General features: G+C 63.5%; 14 protein-coding genes. 1 reads left to right on the top strand and 13 read right to left on the bottom strand.

Going from position 1 to position 17565, the window contains the following annotated elements; translation table 11 throughout:
• Positions 1 to 7 precede the first annotated feature (7 nt).
• The 8 genes from FHW64_RS14600 to FHW64_RS14565 all read right to left on the bottom strand — a co-directional run bounded on the left by FHW64_RS14600 (position 8) and on the right by FHW64_RS14565 (position 9924).
• Positions 8 to 2419, bottom strand: coding sequence for a beta-glucosidase (locus tag FHW64_RS14600; protein ID WP_184527308.1), 2412 nt, complete (start codon positions 2417 to 2419; stop codon positions 8 to 10).
• Positions 2416 to 3057: a ThuA domain-containing protein gene (locus FHW64_RS14595; RefSeq protein ID WP_184527306.1), complete on the bottom strand. Its 642-nt coding sequence runs from the start codon at positions 3055 to 3057 to the stop codon at positions 2416 to 2418. The genes FHW64_RS14600 and FHW64_RS14595 overlap by 4 nt, the downstream gene beginning before the upstream one ends.
• A 32-nt stretch (positions 3058 to 3089) precedes the next feature.
• Positions 3090 to 4187, bottom strand: coding sequence for a Gfo/Idh/MocA family protein (locus tag FHW64_RS14590; RefSeq protein ID WP_184527304.1), 1098 nt, complete (start codon positions 4185 to 4187; stop codon positions 3090 to 3092).
• Positions 4188 to 4198: 11 nt separating this feature from the next.
• Complete coding sequence (locus FHW64_RS14585; RefSeq protein WP_184527302.1) at positions 4199 to 5659, bottom strand: glycoside hydrolase family 5 protein; 1461 nt, start codon at positions 5657 to 5659, stop codon at positions 4199 to 4201.
• 18 nt (positions 5660 to 5677) lie between these two features.
• Positions 5678 to 6736: an ABC transporter ATP-binding protein gene (locus FHW64_RS14580; protein ID WP_184527300.1), complete on the bottom strand. Its 1059-nt coding sequence runs from the start codon at positions 6734 to 6736 to the stop codon at positions 5678 to 5680.
• Between the two features lie 74 nt (positions 6737 to 6810).
• Positions 6811 to 7623: a carbohydrate ABC transporter permease gene (locus FHW64_RS14575; RefSeq protein WP_221210333.1), complete on the bottom strand. Its 813-nt coding sequence runs from the start codon at positions 7621 to 7623 to the stop codon at positions 6811 to 6813.
• A gap of 31 nt (positions 7624 to 7654) precedes the next feature.
• A complete protein-coding gene (locus tag FHW64_RS14570) occupies positions 7655 to 8602 on the bottom strand; it encodes a carbohydrate ABC transporter permease (protein WP_221210332.1) in 948 nt (315 codons plus the stop codon).
• A gap of 41 nt (positions 8603 to 8643) precedes the next feature.
• The gene (locus FHW64_RS14565) at positions 8644 to 9924 is read right to left on the bottom strand and encodes an ABC transporter substrate-binding protein (RefSeq protein ID WP_221210331.1); all 1281 of its coding nucleotides are present in this window, start codon (positions 9922 to 9924) and stop codon (positions 8644 to 8646) included.
• A gap of 179 nt (positions 9925 to 10103) precedes the next feature.
• Between FHW64_RS14565 and FHW64_RS14560 the strand changes: the two genes are divergently transcribed.
• Complete coding sequence (locus FHW64_RS14560) at positions 10104 to 11384, top strand: ROK family transcriptional regulator (RefSeq protein ID WP_184527296.1); 1281 nt, start codon at positions 10104 to 10106, stop codon at positions 11382 to 11384.
• Between the two features lie 2 nt (positions 11385 to 11386).
• Here the strand turns inward: FHW64_RS14560 and FHW64_RS14555 are convergent, their stop codons facing one another.
• The 5 genes from FHW64_RS14555 to FHW64_RS14535 form a co-directional block, all read right to left on the bottom strand.
• Positions 11387 to 12574, bottom strand: coding sequence for a phosphoglycerate dehydrogenase (locus FHW64_RS14555; RefSeq protein ID WP_184527294.1), 1188 nt, complete (start codon positions 12572 to 12574; stop codon positions 11387 to 11389).
• Positions 12567 to 13649, bottom strand: a complete 1083-nt coding sequence (gene serC, locus FHW64_RS14550; RefSeq protein WP_184527292.1) for a 3-phosphoserine/phosphohydroxythreonine transaminase — start codon at positions 13647 to 13649, stop codon at positions 12567 to 12569. The genes FHW64_RS14555 and serC overlap by 8 nt, the downstream gene beginning before the upstream one ends.
• A 99-nt stretch (positions 13650 to 13748) precedes the next feature.
• Positions 13749 to 14744, bottom strand: a complete 996-nt coding sequence (locus FHW64_RS14545; protein ID WP_184527290.1) for a hypothetical protein — start codon at positions 14742 to 14744, stop codon at positions 13749 to 13751.
• A 463-nt stretch (positions 14745 to 15207) separates the two neighbouring features.
• Complete coding sequence (locus FHW64_RS14540) at positions 15208 to 16383, bottom strand: CaiB/BaiF CoA-transferase family protein (protein WP_184527288.1); 1176 nt, start codon at positions 16381 to 16383, stop codon at positions 15208 to 15210.
• A gap of 3 nt (positions 16384 to 16386) precedes the next feature.
• Complete coding sequence (locus FHW64_RS14535) at positions 16387 to 17562, bottom strand: mandelate racemase/muconate lactonizing enzyme family protein (protein ID WP_184527286.1); 1176 nt, start codon at positions 17560 to 17562, stop codon at positions 16387 to 16389.
• Positions 17563 to 17565: the final 3 nt, after the last annotated feature.

Below are 17565 nucleotides of genomic sequence, written 5' to 3'. Positions count from 1 at the left end.
GGAGGATCTACTGGAGGGGTTCCGGCGAAGGGTGAATCTCGAAGCTGCTTTCCATGCGCCACTTCTTTTCGAGCGCGCGCGCGCTGCCGACCACTTCGACTTCCGCGCGCAGCCGGATGTCGGCGCTCGACGCGCCGATTCCCAGCTCGAACTGGCCCGGCTCGACGATTCGCGCACCGGCCATGCCGGTGAATGCCAGCATGTCCACCGGCACGCGGAAGGTCACGCGGGCGATCTCGCCGGGGTTCAGTTCCACTCGACCGAAGGCCTTCAATTCGCGCACGGGGCGCACGACACTGGCCAGCCGGTCGCGCACGTAAAGCTGTGGAATCTCCACACCCTTTCGTAGCCCCGTGTTGGCGACTTCGAAACTGAGCACGATCTCGCCGTCCTCGATGGAAATGGGAGAGCGGGCAACTGCAAGATTGCGGTACTCGAAGCGGGTGTAACTCAGCCCATGGCCGAAGGGATAGCGGCTGCCGAAGTGCAGCGCAATCGGCGTTCCCCCGCTCTTGAACTTGTGGTTGTAGTAGTACGGCATCGCGCCGACGTTGTCCGGCACAGAGACGGTCAGCCGGCCCGTGGCCTCGGCGCGGCCGGAAAGCACTTCGGCGATGGCCGTGCCGCCTTGCTGGCCGCCGGAGAACGCCATCACGAAGGCGGCGATTCGATCTTCCAGTCCGCCGAGGTTGTAGGGGCGCCCGCTGGTCAGCACGACCACGGTCGGTGTGCCCGTATCGACCACGGCCTGCAGCAACTGCTGCTGCACACCGGGCAGATCGAGCAAATCGGCATCGGAGCCTTCGCCGATCGTGCCCGTCTGGAAAAGGCCCGCGAGGTCACCGACGAAAACGAAGGCGACATCCGCATTGCGGGCGGCGTCGACAGCCTCGGGAATCTGGTCGGTGCGAAGCGAAACGGGCGATGTGGGCTTGACTGTCCCTGCGCGTACATCGCCAGGGAACACCGGCGTTCCCTTCTGGCGGACTTCGATGATCGAACAGCCCTTGGCATGGCTCACGCGATCTGTGCCATAGATCGCTTGAAAGCCCTGCAGCGGCGTCACGATGTGCCGCGTGTCTTCGACCTGGTTGTGCAGGACGACGTGCGCGGGGTAGCTGTAGCCGCTGAGCATGGCCAGTGGGTCGTCCGCCGTCGGGCCGATGACAGCGATGCGGGGAGCGCCGGAAGGACTGAGGGGCAGCACACCGCTCCGGTTCTCCAGCACCACGATCGCCTGGCGCGCTGCTTCCAGAGCCGTTGCGACGACCTCTGGCGTACGCAGCGCGGGCGGCGCCGCGGGGTCCTCGAAGGTCTTCTCGAACAGTCCCAGTCGGAACTTCTCCGTCAGAACGCGAGAGACGATGCGATCGACGGTCGCCATCGAGATCAGGCCGCGCTCGATCGCCTCTGCGAGGTGCTGAGCGCAATCGTCCGCTGGCAGTTCGACATCCAGCCCGGCATTGAACGCCAGGGCCGCAGCTTCGGTCGCATCCGCCGCCACCGCGTGATGCTGGTAGAGCAAGCTCACCCCCACGTAGTCGGCCACCACGAGCCCGTCGAAGCCCCATTGCTCGCGCAGCACTTCGGTCAGCAAATGGCGAGAGCTGTGGGCCGGCTCGCCGTCGATGTCGTGATAGGCCGGCATCACCGAGCCTGCGTTGGCCTGCTTCACGGCCATCTCGAATGGAAGCAGGAACACATCGTTCAGCTCGCGCCAGCCGACATGCACCGGGGCGTGGTTGCGTGCGCCCTCGCTGAACGAATGGCCGACGTAGTGCTTCAGCGTCGCGAGCACGTCGCGCCGGGGCCCCTGCACGCCACGGGCATAGCGCGTCGCCATGACGCCGACGAGATACGGGTCCTCGCCGAAGGTCTCTTCCGTGCGTCCCCACCGAACATCGCGCGACACATCGAGGACGGGCGCCAGTCCTTGCTGGCATCCCAGTTCACGGCATTCGAAGCCGATCTTCTCCGCCACCTGTTCGACGAGAGCCGGATTCCAGGTCGAACCGAGGGCCAGTGGAGACGGGAACAGCGTGCCGTCGCGTGTCATCAACCCTGCGAGGCACTCTTCATGCGAAATCGCGGGAATGCCCAGGCGTGTCTCGTTCTTCAGATAGCGCTGCAGTTTGTTGAGAGCGCGCAATCCGCTGCCTGCCTCGACACTGCGCGTGCCCAGTGGCCGCGTGATCTGCCCAATGCCGTTGGCAAGGCGCCGCAGCACCGAATCGGCATCGCTGGCAGCGACGAAGGCCTCGCCGGGACGCACCCGGTGTTCACCGGTCTCGGACAGGATCAGCCAGAAGGCATGCATCTGGGCGATCTTTTCCTCGAGCGTCATGCGCCCGAGCAGGTCGCTCACACGCGCTGCCAACGGCTGCGCGGGGTCCTTGTAGAGGGGTGTGGAGGAAGTCATCGTGCCGCCCAGAGCATTCCGCGTTCGAGCAGCGTGCGCATCTGCGGCACCTCGAATTCGCTGGCGACATGGCCGAGCGCGCTGTAGAACACGCGGCCTTTGCCGTGCCGGCGCTTCCAAGCCACCGGCATCACCACGCCATCGATCCACGGCGCGTGTTCGCCGGTGAATGTCGTCGTCGCCAGCACCTCGTTCGAGGGGTCGACGTGCATGTAGTACTGCTCCGAGCGGTAGTCGAAGTCGCCGATGCCCTCCATCACGGGATCGTCCGGCTTCGCGATGTTCACTCGGAAGTCGATGACGTTCCCGGGGTGGGCGACCCACTGGCCCCCGGTCATGAACTGGTAGTCGACGGCATCGCGAAACGCATCGCACATCCCGCCATGAAAGCCCGCGAGGCCGACGCCCTCGCGCACTGCAGCGGTCAGATTGGTGAGTTCGTCCTTCTCGATCTTGGACATCGTGATGATCGGAACGATCAGGCTCAGATGCGCAATGGCCGGATCGGCGAACGCCTTCGTCGAGGTTTCGACACGGACCTTGAAGCCGCGCTTCGTCAGCAGGTCCGAGACGATCTTCGCGGCCTGGTCGGGCTCGTGCCCCATCCATCCGCCCCACACGATCATGGCTTCGCGCATTTGAGTTGCCTTGTTCAGTTCACTGAGGTGGATCAGCCGAGCCCGACTGCGGAAAACGCGGTCGGCAATATCTGCGGCCGCTCGGGTCGGGTCTCGATGCTCACGTGGCGGCCGAGCCGCGACGAGGTCTCGAACGCTTCCATCACTTCGAGCACATGCAGCGCCAGTTCGCCGGATGCACGATGGGGACGATCGGCGCGAATCGCATGCGCCATGTCGGCCACGCCGATGCTTCGGTAGTTGCCGTCGCCGTAGGCGTGTCCGATGGGATGGTCGGTCCACTCCTGCCCGGCCTGGGCGAGCTGGATGGTGCCGCCGAAGTAGTTCGGATCGGGCACGATCATGCTGGCCTCGGTGCCGTAGAGCTCGATCGGCACATGCCGGTGCTTGGGCACGTCGAAGCTCGTGGCAATCGACACGATGGCACCCGATGCGAACTCCATCGTGCCGGCGACATGGGTGGCCACTTCGACGTTGATCTTCGTGCCCTTGAGCGGCTCGCTGGTGATGACGCGCTCGCTGCGCACTCGCGAGGTCGAGCCGGAAACACGCGCGACAGGCCCGATGAGGTTGACCAACGCCGTGATGTAGTACGGCCCCATGTCGAGCATCGGACCGCCACCCGCGGCGTAGTAGAAGGCCGGATTCGGGTGCCAACGCTCATGGCCGGGGCACATGAAAGTGGCCGTGCCGGCCACGGGCTTGCCGATGGCGCCTTCGTCCACGAGCTTGCGGCACGTCTGATGCGCTCCACCCAGGAAGGTGTCAGGCGCACAGCCGACGCGAAGGCCGCGCCTGTCGGCGGCTTCGAGCAGCTTTCGCGCATGCGCTGTCGTGAGGCCCAGTGGCTTCTCGGAATGGACATGCTTTCCGGCGGCAATCGCCATGAGGCCGACCTCGACATGCGCCGCCGGAATCGTGAGATTCACGATGATCTCGATCGCAGGGTCGCGCAGAAGCGCATCGACCGAGACTGCCTTGAGCCCGAACTGCGAGGCACGCGCTTGCGCCGCTTCAGGCTTCATGTCGGCGAGGCCCCGGATATCGAGGATCGGAAACTTCGCCGCGGCCTTCAAGTAGGCCTCGCTGATGTTTCCGCAGCCGATGAAGCCGATACCAACCTTGTCCATGCGGCGATCCCTTACGCGGAATACTTCTTCACGATGCCGGCGAGCTCGTTGTTCACCTTGCACTGCTTCAGCGAGAACGAGGAGAGCACCCGATCGATCTGCGTTTCGGAGAGGTCCTTGAACAGCCGCGCGTAGGTCTGCTGCATCAGCGCGCTCGTGTAGAAGCAGAGCACTGCCGAGCTGAAGCACTTGCGGTTGTAGACCTGGGTGATCTCGTCGTCGCCGATGACGTCGTAGATCTGCTGCGCCAGCTCGCCGGTTTCCTGCTTGACCGATGTCGGGGGCATCCACACCATCCAGTCGTCGGCGCCCAGAAGTTCCTTCTTGCGAATGAAGTCGCCGACGCGCTGCCGGTATTCCGATTCAGGATCGAGGGTCACCAGGCCCATCACGCCGACATCCTTGTAGGTCCAGGTGGTCCAGTGCGCGCCGTGACGCTCGAAGATGCCGATCTGGTCGTCCATCGCGCGGAGCCGATCGGGCACTGCTTCCAGTCCGCCGTTGTAGACCGAGCCGAACTCGCCGACCCAGAGCGGGACGTTGTGCTTCTTCGTGAAAGCGGTGCCTTCGTGGTTGGTGAACTCGAGCTCTTGTCGTGCGAGGTCCCAGTGCTCGGGTCCATCGCTTCGGGGTTGACCTGCATCGATCGTCCCGGGGTACTGGCCGGGGCCGAAGCCCGCAATGGTGTAGTTGTGGCTGCTGTAGACGAGGTTGTCTGCGAACGGCGCTTCCAGGCCAGCGAAGAGGTAGGAATAGCGATCACCTTCGAGAAAGACGATGTGCTTCGAATCGATCTCCCTCACTGCGGCAACGGCTCGCCGATAGAGGGCGTTCATCAGATCCCAGTCCGGACGATAGTTCTTGTGGATGTTCCAGGGCAGATCGCCGAACTGGTTGTTCACGCACGGCTCGTTCATCAGGTTGAAGCCCGCGACGACGGCTTCGCCCTTGTAGCGCGTGGCGATCTCCTTCCACAGCGCAATGAAGCGGTCCTGATAGTGCGAGTGGTTCCAGAACAGGCTGTGCCGGTTGGCGTTGTCCGAATGCCAATGCACGTTCTGCCAACCCTGCACGGCATGCAGGTCGAGGATCGCGTAGATGCCATGCTTCTCGCACCACTTGAGCACCTGCGTCAGCCGCTGGAAGCCGGCTTCCTTGTAGACGAAGGGCTTGCTGTCGTCTTCGAAATGCCGGTAGTTCAGCGGGAGCCTGATCACCGTCGAACCGAGGCTCTTGATGTATTCGATATCGGCTTCGTTGAAGAAGTGATCGTGGAACCGCTCGAAGAAGAACTCGGCCTTCGACTTACCGAGGACTTCAGCCATCTCGTACCGCAGCGTGTGCTCCGCGCCGGAGAACCCGTTGATGAAGTCTTCCATGTTCATCCAGCCGCCGACGCACGTGCCCCGCAGGCGCACGTTCTTGCCTTTCGCATCGACGATCTGGTTGCCCTTCACACTCAAAAAATCCATTTGTCCTGCTCCTGTTGATCAGTTGATTCGTTGCTCGGTCGCCGCGTCGAACAGATGCGCGTGTTCGCGCTGTGCGGCAATGCGGATGGTTTCGCCGGGTCCGGCGGTGATGCGCTCGCGGAAGACCGCGGTGATCGGCTGTCCACCGATCTGCGCCATGACCTGCGTCTCGGAGCCGGTCGGCTCGACCACTTCCACCGTGATCGGGAAACCTGCGTCGTCGAGCATGAAGTGCTCGGGGCGGATGCCATAGACGGCCGGCAGTCCCGGTGTGGCCGTCGGTGCGTTCGAGAAGGGCAGGGTGAGGCCCGACCCATCGACCACGAAGCCTTCGCGCTCGACCTTGCCCTTGATGAGGTTCATCGCGGGGCTGCCGATGAAGCCGGCGACGAACAGGTTCGCCGGACGGTCGTAAAGATCGAGCGGGGCCCCGACCTGCTCGACCACGCCGTCGTGCAGCACCACGATCTTGTCGGCCATCGTCATGGCCTCGACCTGGTCGTGGGTCACGTAGACGATGGTGGTTCCGAGGCGCTGGTGCAGTGCCTTGATCTCGGTGCGCATCTGCACGCGCAACTTGGCGTCAAGGTTGGACAGCGGCTCGTCGAAGAGGAAGACCTTCGGGTCGCGGACGATTGCGCGGCCCATCGCGACACGCTGTCGCTGGCCGCCCGAGAGTTCCTTCGGAAGGCGGCCGAGCAGCGGTTCGAGGCTGAGGATCTTCGCTGCGCGCGCGACCTTCGGATCGATCTCGCTCTTCTTCGCGCCACTCATCTTGAGCGAGAAGGCCATGTTCTGCTCGACCGTCATGTGCGGATAGAGCGCATAGCTCTGGAACACCATCGCGATGTCGCGCGCTTTCGGTTCGAGGTCATTGACCACGCGCTCGCCGATGCGGATCTCGCCGCCCGAGATGTCCTCGAGGCCCGCGATCATCCGCAGCAGCGTCGACTTGCCGCAGCCGGAGGGACCGACGAGGATCACGAATTCGCCATCGTCGATCTCTACATCGACGCCGCGAATGACGGACACCGCCCCATAGTCCTTCTGGACCTTTCTGATACTCACCGAAGACATTGATTGATCCTTGTCAGTTTTCGATCCCGCATCGCATGAAACCGGCACAGCCGAGGCTGGGGGTGGGTTTCATATCAGCCTTTGACAGAGCCGGAGGTCAGGCCGGCGACGATGTGCTTCTGGGCGGCAAAGAACATGATCACGGCCGGAAGGATCGTGAGCGTGATGAATGCCAGCACCAGGTTCCAGTCGGTCGAGAACTCGCCCTGGTAGGCCATGATCCCGAGCGGCCAGGTGTAGAGCGTCTCGCGGTTGAAGACCACCAGCGGAAGCAGGTAGGAGTTCCAGCTGTGCACGAAGACGATCACCGCCACGGTCGCGAGGATGGGGCGCGACAGCGGCAGCACGATGTGCCAGAAGAACCGGAAGTAGCCGCAGCCGTCGATCAACGCTGCCTCGAACAATTCCGACGGCAGCTGCTTGAAGTAGTTGCGGAACAGCAGGATGCTCGATGCAAGGCCGAAGGCCACCTGCGGCAGGACGACGCCCCAGTAGTTGTCGAGCAGGCCCAGGTCACGGATCTGGATGAACAGCGGCAGGATCGCAGTCGCCGCCGGGAACATCAATCCGAGGAGCAGATAGTTGATGAGGAAGGTCGAGCCGAAGAACTTGATGTGCACGAACACGAAGGCCGCCATCGCCGAGACCATCACTGTCAGGATGACCGTCAGCACCGCGATCACGGCGGAATTGCCCATCAGTTGCCAGTAGCGACTCCCGCCCAGGATGTCCCAGTAGTTGCGCCATTCCCATTGCGCCGGAAAGCCGAAGGGATTGGTGCGCAGGTCGCCGAGCGTCTTGAATCCGCCGAGGACCGTGGCGACCAGCGGGATCAGCACAAGGCCGGCGACGATGAACAGCGCCGCATAGCGAACGACCGGCGACATGGACGCGGACTTCGGCGCGGATGAATCGTGGTTAGTCATTGCGCATCAGGATCCGCTTGTAGCCAAAGGCGAAGACCACGCAGATCAGGAACAGGACGACGCCGACGGCGCTGCCGAATCCGATCTCCATGCGTGTGACGCCGTAGCTGTAGAGGAAGGTCACCATGGTCTGCGTGCTGTCGGACGGCCCGCCCTTGGTGAGCGGCATGATGAGATCGAAGAGCTGGATCGAACCCAGGATGGCGAAGAACACCGACAGCCTGATCGTCGAACCCAGCAGCGGCACCGTGATGCGCGTGAAGATCTGCCAGCGCGATGCGCCGTCGATTCGGGCCGCCTCGTACAGGCTTCGGTCGATCTGCTGCAAGCCGGCGATGTACAGGATCATGTGGAAGCCGAAGTACTTCCAGATCACCACCACCAGGATGGCGTACATGGCGAGGTCGGGCTCGGACAGCACGTAGGGTGCGCTTGCTCCGAATGCTTCCCAGATCTTGGCCAGCAGGCCGTAGTCGCCGTCGTAGACAAAGCGCCAGATCAGGCCAGCCGCGATCTCCGCGAGGATGTACGGCAGGAAGAAGATCAGCCTGAATGTTGTCGTGCCGATCACCTTGTCGGCAAGCAGCACCGCCATTGCCAGGGCCAGTGGCAACTGCACCGCCAGCGACCCGATGATGATCAGCAGGTTGTTGCCGAGTGCGGTGTGGAATGCCGGGTTGCGGAAGAGGTCAACGAAGTTCCGCAAGCCGATGAAATTCGTCGGCACGCCATAGCCGTTCCAGTTGAAGAAGCTGTACCAGCCAGCTGCCCCCATCGGAAAGGCAACGAACAAGGTGAACAGCAGGATTGCCGGCGGCAGGAAGAACAGCACCACTGTCGTCGTGCCGCCAACCCGCTTGGATGGCTTGCGGCGCCAGGCCCGTGCCCAGCCCGTCGGGGCGGCGGGCATGGCGCCGGCGCTGTGATCGATCGTCGTCACGTTGGATTACTCCCTGCGCCAGAGTCGTCGCGCGATATCGCTCAGTTGGTGCTGTTGGCGCGCTGCCAGGCTGCTTGCACTGCGGCTGCTGCATCCGCCGGCTTCATCTTTCCGGTGGCGAGATCGACCGAGATGTCATTGACGACCGCACCGACCGATGGGCCAAGCATCTGGTCGTAGTAGATCTGGTGGTAGTGCGACTTCGAGACGTTCTCCGCCAACTGGCGAAGGATCGGGTTCGCGATGGCATCCTGCGTCCCATTGACGACGGGGATGTAGGAGCCCTTTTGAGCTGGAATGCGCTGGTTGCTGGCTTCCGAGAAGAAGCGCAGGAACTCGGCGGCCTCCTTCGGCGAGCCCTTGGTGACCAGCCAGCCGTTCATGCCGCCCAAGGTGTCGGTCGGGTCACCCTTGCCGCCCGCCACGGCCGGGAAGGGGAACCATCCCAGCTTGTCCTCGGGGATGCCGAGCTTGTTCGCGGAGTTCGCCTTCATCGAGCCGAGCATCGAATTCAGCTGCAGGACCATCGCGCCCTTGCCGTCTCCGAATTGGCCGGACGATTGAGGGAAGGTCGCGCCCAGGTAACCCGGCTGGAACGGCTTCAGGTCGGTGAGTTGCTGGAACAAGGTGCCTGCCTGCACGAAGGTGTCGCTCGCAAAGCCCTTGCCTTCGCCTTGCATGGCCGAATCGAACGCGGCCTTGCCGCCGATGCGCAGGGCCAGATGCGACCAGTAGAAGTGCAGCGGCCACTTGTCGCCGCCGCCGACGATGATCGGCGTGGTTCCGGAGTCCTTGATCTTCTTCACTGCGCCGAGCAGGTCATCCCAGGTCTTGATCGACGCTGCATCGACACCGGCCTTCGCGAAGAGCTCCTTGTTGTAGAAGAACCCGACCTGGCCCAGTTGCAACGGCACGCCGTACACCTTGCCGTTGACGGTAAAGGCTTGCAGCGCAGCCGGCATGAAGCTCTCGCGCCACTTCGCGTCCATGGGCGCCGAAAGGTCTTCGACGACGCCGGCCTTGATCTGGTCGCGCATCGTTCCGCCACCCCAGCTGTACAGGATGTTGGGCTTGTCGGGCGACTGGAGGAGGGTGGTCAGCTTCTTCTTGTACGACTCGTTTTCGAGGTACTGGATCTCGACCTTCACGCCGGGGTGCGACGCTTCGAAGCGGCGCGCGACGTCGTTGTAGAAGGCGCCGGTGTCGGGGTTCTGATCCACGTGCATCAGACGAACCGTCGTGTCGGCGGCCAGGACACCGACCGAGGAAAGCGACATCCCAGCGGCGAGCAATGCCGAAGTAACCAGCTTGATGCTTCTCATTGTGTCTCCTATTTGTTTGATGGACGAACAAATGTGCCATCGGGCAATGGCGAGGTCACTAGGGAATACGCTGAGGGTGCTAGATTCCCCCTTTGGCGCTACGCTTGCGCCTGTGTCCGTCGAGCCGATGAAGGCCAAGGAACGCCATGTCTCATGTGAAAAATCGAAACGAAAGAGCATTGATTCGACCACCAGTCATAAGGCGCAAGAGCACGCCGAAGGAAGAGGTTCCTTCTCCTGCGTCAGCACCGGTGAAGGGGGATCAGGCGCTCGTCAAGAGCATCAATCGCATCGCGCTGCTGCGGCTGCTTCGCGAGCACGCCGGCATCTCGCGCGCGGGGCTGTCCGAACGCAGCGGCTTGACGCGATCGACCGTGAGCCTGCTCATCAAGGAGCTCATCGATGAAGGCTGGCTGGTCGAGTCGGATGCGTTCGTCACCGGCACGGTCGGACGTCGGCCGACGCCATTGAAGCTCGCGGGCAAGGACATGGTCCTGCTCGGCGTCGATCTCAGCCCGGATTCAGTGCAGGTCGTCGCGACTTCGATCCATGGCGAGATCATCGAGGCGAGCCAGGCCGCGCTTCGGTCGAAGGACCCGGACGAGGCGTGCCATCAACTCGTCGAGATGTCCACCGCACTCTCTTCAAAGATGGCGCACGGCGGACTGCGTTTGCTGGGCATTGGCGTCGGTCTGCATGGCCCGGTGGACAAGCGTTCGGGCATGCTCGAATTCGCGCCGAACATCGGCTGGCGCCATGTCGAGATCGGTCGCCGGCTCGGCGCGGAACTCGCACAGGCGGGCCTTGCAGATGTGCCTGTCTACTATCACAACGAAGCCGATCTGGCCGCAGTTGGCGAGACCGAGTTCTGCGAAAGGCCGGTCGACGATCCCCTCGTCTACGTGAGCTGCGGCGTTGGGGTCGGCTCGGGGATCATCCTCAACCACGCGTTGTTCACCGGCGCCAGTGGCTCGGCAGGCGAAATCGGACATACGACGCTCGTGATCGAAGGGCAGCCCTGCTCGTGCGGTCGCCTCGGTTGCGCAGAGGCGTACATCGGCCTCAAGGCCATCGCAGCCGCTGCAGGCTGCTTTCAGGACGATGTGATCGACCGGCGCGCGTTACGTGCGCGCATGAGCAGCCGCGATCCCGCGACCCGTGCCGCATTCGCCAAGGCGGGGACGTATCTTGGCGTGCTGCTGCAGAACGCGTGGACCACCTTCAATCCACAGGTGATCGTGCTGGGCGGCGAGACGGTGACTCTCGGCGGAGACACGCTTCTTGATGCGGCGACGGAGGTGCTTTCACGCTATGCGGAAAGGGCCGGACTGACGGCGCCCGTGGTGAAGACCGCGCGCTATTCCGACCTTGCGACCGCTGTCGGAGGCGCCGCCTACGCTCTGCACGCGATGCTCAATCCGCACCAGCCTGCACTGCACTCGCAGTACGTTCCGACGTAGGGTCAGACGCTCGTGTGCGGCAGGTAGCGCACCGACAGCACGCCCTCGATCGCGCCGATGTCATCGAGCACCGCGCCGCTCACCGCGCTGTCGACATCGACCAGCGTGTAGGCCATGTCCCCGCGCGACTTGTTGACCATGTTGTGGATGTTGAGCCCCGCCTGCGCCATCGCGGTGGAGATCTGCCCCAGCATGTTCGGGACGTTGGCATTCGCGATCGCAACGCGGTAGGCCGACTCGCGCGCCATCGTCACGCCGGGGAAGTTCACCGCGTTCGCGATGTTGCCGTTCTCGAGGAAGTCGCTGAGCTGGTCGGCCACCATCACGGCACAGTTCTCCTCGGCCTCACGGGTGCATGCGCCGAGATGCGGCAGGCAGATCACGCGCGGGTGCCGATGCAGCAGCGCACTCGGAAAGTCGCACACATAGTGCCCGAGGTACCCCGCCGAGAGGGAAGCAAGCACGGCAGGGTTGTCCACCACGCCATCGCGCGAGAAGTTCAGCAGCACGGTGCCGGCGCGCATCATCCCGATGTTGTCGACGTTGACGAGGTTGCGCGTGGCCTGCATCAGCGGCACGTGCAGCGTCACGAAATGCGCGCTGCGCAGCACCTCGGTCACGCTGCCGGCCTTCTTCACCTGCGAGGGCAGGCTCCATGCCGCATCGACGGTGATCTCCGGGTCGTAGCCGAGCACGTTCATGCCGAGCTTGATCGCGGCATCGGCCACGAGGCAGCCGACCTTGCCGAGCCCGACCACGCCGAGCGTCTGGCCCGCGAGCTCGAAGCCGGCGAAGGCGCTCTTGCCGCTTTCTACGGTCTTATCGAGATCGCCGCGGCCGGTGTCGAGCTCGTCGACGAAGCGCAGCGCACCCGAGAGCTGGCGCGCGGCCATCAGCATGCCGGCGATCACCAGTTCCTTGACCGCATTCGCGTTTGCGCCCGGCGCGTTGAAGACCGGAACGCCGCGCGCACTCATCGCCTCGACCGGGATGTTGTTGGTGCCGGCACCCGCACGGGCGATGGCGCGCACGCTGGAGGGAATCTCCATCTTGTGCATGTCCGCCGAGCGCACCAGCACTGCGTCGGGCAGGGCAACGTCGGTGCTGGTGACGTAGTGTTCGGCCGGCAGGCGGTCCAGCCCCTTGGAGGAGATCTGGTTGAGCACCAGGATCTTGAGGCGCTCAGCCATGGCTCGCCTCGAACTCCTTCATGTAGGCCACCAGCGCCTGCACGCCTTCGATGGGCATCGCGTTGTAGATCGACGCGCGCATGCCGCCGACCGAGCGATGGCCCTTGAGCTGCAGCATGCCGCGCGCATCCGCGCCTTTGAGGAAAGCATCGTCGAGCGAGTCGTTGCGCAACTTGAAGGGCACGTTCATCAGCGAGCGGTCTTCGCGCGCGACCGGGTTGTAGAAGAACGAGGTGGTTTCCAGATAGTCGTAAAGCACCGCGGCCTTGCGCCGGTTGTTCGCTTCGATCGCCGTGAGGCCGCCTTGCTGCTCGATCCATTCGAACACCAGCCCCGCGATGTAGATCGCGTAGGTGGGCGGGGTGTTGAACATCGAATCGTTGTCGGCCTGGATCTTGTAGTCGAAGGCCGAAGGCGTGATCGGCAGTGCTTGCCCGATGAGGTCGTCGCGCACGATCACCACCGTCACGCCCGCCGGTCCGATGTTCTTCTGCGCGCCGCCGTAGATGAGCCCGTAGCGGCTCACATCGACCGGCTTGGACATGAAGTTGCTCGACATGTCGGCCACCAGCGGCACGTCGCCGGTGTCGGGCGTCCAGTGATATTCGACGCCACCGATGGTTTCGTTCGAGCAGATGTGCACGTAGGCGGCCTTGGGGTCGAGCTTCCACGTCTCCTGCTTCGGCACGCGCGTGTAGCCGTCCTTCTCGCTGCTGGCGGCCACGTTGACCTTGCAGTACTTCTTCGTTTCCTTGATGGACTTCTTCGACCACTCGCCGGTGTCGATGTAGTCGGCGCTCTCGCGGCCGCGCAGCATGTTCATGGGCACGATCGCGTTCTCTGCGATCGCGCCGCCCTGCAGGAAGAGCACCTTGTAGTTCTTCGGCACCCCGAGCAGCGCGCGCAGACGGCGCTCGGCTTCGGCGTGGATCGAGATGAATTCCTTGCCCCGATGGCTCATCTCCATCACCGACATGCCGCTGCCGCGCCAGTCGAGCATCTCGGCGGCGGCCTGCCGCAACACCGATTCGGGCAGCGTGGCAGGGCCGGCGCTGAAGTTGAAGACACGGGTCATCGTGAAATCTCCACAAGGTGCGGGCGAGCACCGTAGCGCATCGCCGGGAGTCCCACAAGAGCCGTTAGCCCTGAGCGCGGCGTCCCGTCGGGACCGCAGTCAAGGCTCGACAATCAATTGGCCATTGGTGTAGAGCTGTTGCGTTACGCCATCGATCGTGATGGCGTACTTGACGCGAAATTCGTATGTGCCCGCGGGCAAGCACCAGTTGTACGGATAGACCGGATTGAGCGTCGAGTCGATCCGGCACGCTGTGGCGCTGACGTCGATGAAGAATCGATTGGGCTCCGTCTGATGAGGGCCAAGGTTCACGAAGAGGAATTTCAGCCCCTGTGGGATCGCGGCCTGTTGCTCCGGAGTGAATAGCGTCTCGAGTCCTTGAAGGGCAAATTCCCCGCGCGGTAGCGCAAGTGTCAGGCGACCGATGGTCCAGTAGTCCCGATTGGCAATCCTGGCCGGTATCGCGAGGGCCGTCGGAGTGACGAGATAGGGCAGGCCAGGGTTCTCCGTCACCTGGATGTCGACGACGAGTTCTCGAATCAGCCCCGACTGGGTTCGAAAAAGGAAGGGCTGCCTGTAGGTGCCCGGGAGGACGGCAGGCGGAATCTCCAAGGTCAACGTCCCTGTGCCATTGCCGTTGTCGGACAGGGATGAAGAGGTCAGGCGGAATGTGTTGGAGGCATACCTTTGCTCCATCTCCCACGACGAAATGGCCGTGCCTTCCGCGGGTTTCACCGTGAGTTTTACGACCTGAGGCGCATCGCTGAATGGCACATTCAAGCTTGTCGAGGCTGAATCGCTGACGTCAAACCTCACGTTGCGCTTGACCACGACGTCATACGGTATCTTGACTGGCGTGTTGCCCAGGCGGACGGAACAGCTGACGTCCAGGCACGCATAGATGGAGACGAACCCACGGTAGGTTCCGATGCCCTTTGACTTCGGCTTCAAGGACAACATGACGCCGCCACGACCGTTAACGTAGAACGGGATCGCCTGTACCTGGGATTCAAACAGGCTGTCGGGATCTTCCAGAATGACGTAGACCGTTTTCCCATTGACCACGCTGAAGTCCCCCTCGGCTTCAAGGACCATTGTCGACGTGCTCAGCGCAGCGGTTTCGTACCCCTCCTGTTTCAAAAGGGAGGGGCTGACGCTTTGAATAGAAAGCGGGACCGTCTGGAAGTTCGGATTCGAGGAGACGGGTGTTCCGGAAGATGTTGTTCCGTTTCCTGTTGAGGAAGAAACGACGTCTGTTTGCAGCGGGAGCGCCGCCCCGGATGCCGAGACACCATCTACTGCTCCTCCTGCTCCTCCTGCTCCTCCTGCTCCTCCTGCTACTCCACCACCTCCGCCTCCGCCACCTCCGCATGCGGTCAATGCCCAGATCAAGGCAAGGGCTGCGCCCCTCCACGCGAGAACTCTCATGCTCATCCTCTTTGCTTTTTCGCGCCGTCCCTCAACGGCGGGTTCGGTTTTCGAACGCGTGCAAAGATACAGAAAGTTGCATTAACTTGCAACAAAAGCATTCAGTCTGCGAGTCCCCTTGACAGGCTCGTCAGTTGAGGGGGGTGGTCGAGGTCAGCAAGTGTTCAATGTCCGATTGGGAATAGCCCAGTTCGGCGAGCAGGCTCCGGCTGTCGGCGGCAACTGGCCGTACAGGCTGGCAATCCGCCGCAGGCGTGCCACTGAAACGCGGCGCGGGCGCGGGCTGCGTGATGCCGTCGACCTGCGCGAAGGTGTGTCGCGCAAGGTTGTGCGGGTGGATGGGCGCTTCATCCAGATCGAGCACCGGCGCAAAGCACGCGTCGCTGCCTTCGAGCAATGCGCACCATTCGGCGCGCGTCCTGCCTCGAAACACCTGTGCAAGCCGTTCCTTGAGCTGCGGCCACTTCGTGGCGTCCCACTGGGCGTCGAACGCCGGTTCTTGAAGACCGCACTTCTCGCGTAGCAGCGCATAGAACTGCGGTTCCATCGCGCCGACGCTGACGTACTTGCCGTCGGCGCACGCGTAGGTGTCGTAGAAGTGCGCGCCGCCGTCGCCGTTGTTGGTGCCGGCCTCCGCATTCCAGAGACCCGCAGAGCGCCAGCCGTAGACCAATGAGGCGAGCAGCGCCGAACCGTCGCAGATGGCCGCATCGACCACCTGGCCCTCGCTGGTTTGCTGCGCATGCGCCGCCGCCGCGAGCACGCCAAACGCGAGCAGCATGCCGCCACCGCCGAAGTCGCCCGTGAGTCCGGGTGTGAGCGTCGGCGGCTGACCTTGCCGCGCAGTCGAGTGCAGCGCGCCAGACAGGGCGACGTAGTTGATGTCGTGGCCCGCTGCTTGCGCGAGAGGTCCATCCTGCCCCCAGCCAGTCACGCGGCCGTAGACCAGCGAAGGCCGGCGGCGCAGGCATTCGTCGGGGCCGAGACCCAGCGACTCCATCACGCCGGGGCGGAAGCCTTCGATCAGCACGTCGGCCTGTTCGATGAGGCGCAAGGCGACCTCGCGGCCGGCCTCCTGCTTGAGGTCCAGCGCAATCGACTCCCGCCCGCGCGAGAGCACATCACTGCGGCGCGCCGTGAGCGCGGCCATTCCGCCGCCGCCCGATTTCGAGGGCGGGCGATCGATGCGAATCACGCGAGCGCCCTGATCCGCCAGCATCATCCCCGCGAAAGGCGCGGGACCGAGCCCCGCGAACTCGACGACCGTCAGATGGGCGAGCGGCCCCTTGCGTGCAGCGGCTGCCATCGCTCAGAGCGCGATCGTGCGCGACAGCTTTTCGGGCGTCGCGTGCGAGACCAGGAAGGCCTCGTTCAACTCGACGCCGTAACCCGGTCCCTCGTTGGGGTAGCACAGGCCGCCCTCGAAGCGCGGGATGTTCAGCGCGATGTCGGTGCCGGGCTCGATGTTCTTGCTCTCCATCGTGCCGTGGATCATCAGCGGTCCGATCGATTCATTGAGGCCCTGCGTCGCCCACTCGTTGCTGGTCCACAGATGCGCGGAAGGGCTGTGCTCCAGGCCCGAGCCGATCATGCAGCCGCAATGCACTGGCAGGCCCGCGAGCCGCGCCATCGTGAGCCAGCGCTGCGACTTCACGAGGCCGCCGGCCTTCTGCAGCTTGAGGAAGAGGCCGTCGGCCGCGCGGCGGTCCACGATCTCCTTGAGGTGATGCAGTTCCTGCGCGGATTCGTCGGCGTAGATCGGGGTCTTCACCTGTCCGCGCAGGCGGGCCATGCCTTCGATGTCCCAGTGCGGCAGGGGTTGCTCGATCAGGTCCAGCCCGCACGGGTCGAGCTTGCGGATGATGTGCAGTGCCTTTTCGTAGTTCCAGAAGCCGTTCGCGTCGATCGTGAGATAGGCATCGGAGCCGACTGTCTCGCGCACTGCATGCACCATCGCGATGTCATCGGCCATCGTTCCGTAGCCGATCTTCATCTTGAAGAGCGCGAAGCCGGTCTTCTTCGCGAGCGCGGCTTCGGCGGCGACATCGTCCGGCTTGCCGGCCGACAGCACCCAGCCTTGCCGCGCGGCCTCCAGCGTGCGGCCGCCGAGCAGTTCGTACACCGGCACGCCGAGCAGCTTGCCTTTGAGGTCGTGCAGCGCGAAGTCGACAGTGGCCTTCGCCTGGTTGTTGTCGCGCACCAGCAGATCCATCTTCGCGACGATCTTCTCGATGTTGCGCGGGTCTTCGCCGAGCAGGATGCGCGGCGCGATCACGTTGGCGATCATCGCGATGATCGATTCCTGCAGCTCGCCGCGATACCACGAGGATGTATCGCCCGAATCGGCGATGCCGACCGTGCCGTCATCGGTCGTGAGCTTGAGCACCACGCTGTCGATCGAGACGATCCGCGTGTTGGGCATGATGACGGGCTTCTTGAGGGGTGTGGATACCGGAAGGCACTCCACCTTGACGATCTTGGACATGCT

This window comes from Variovorax sp. Sphag1AA, assembly GCF_014192575.1.
Classification (GTDB): Bacteria; Pseudomonadota; Gammaproteobacteria; order Burkholderiales; family Burkholderiaceae_C; genus Variovorax.
The sequence above is the reverse complement of the archived record's forward strand: the minus strand, read 5'-3'. Positions and strand labels throughout refer to the sequence as shown.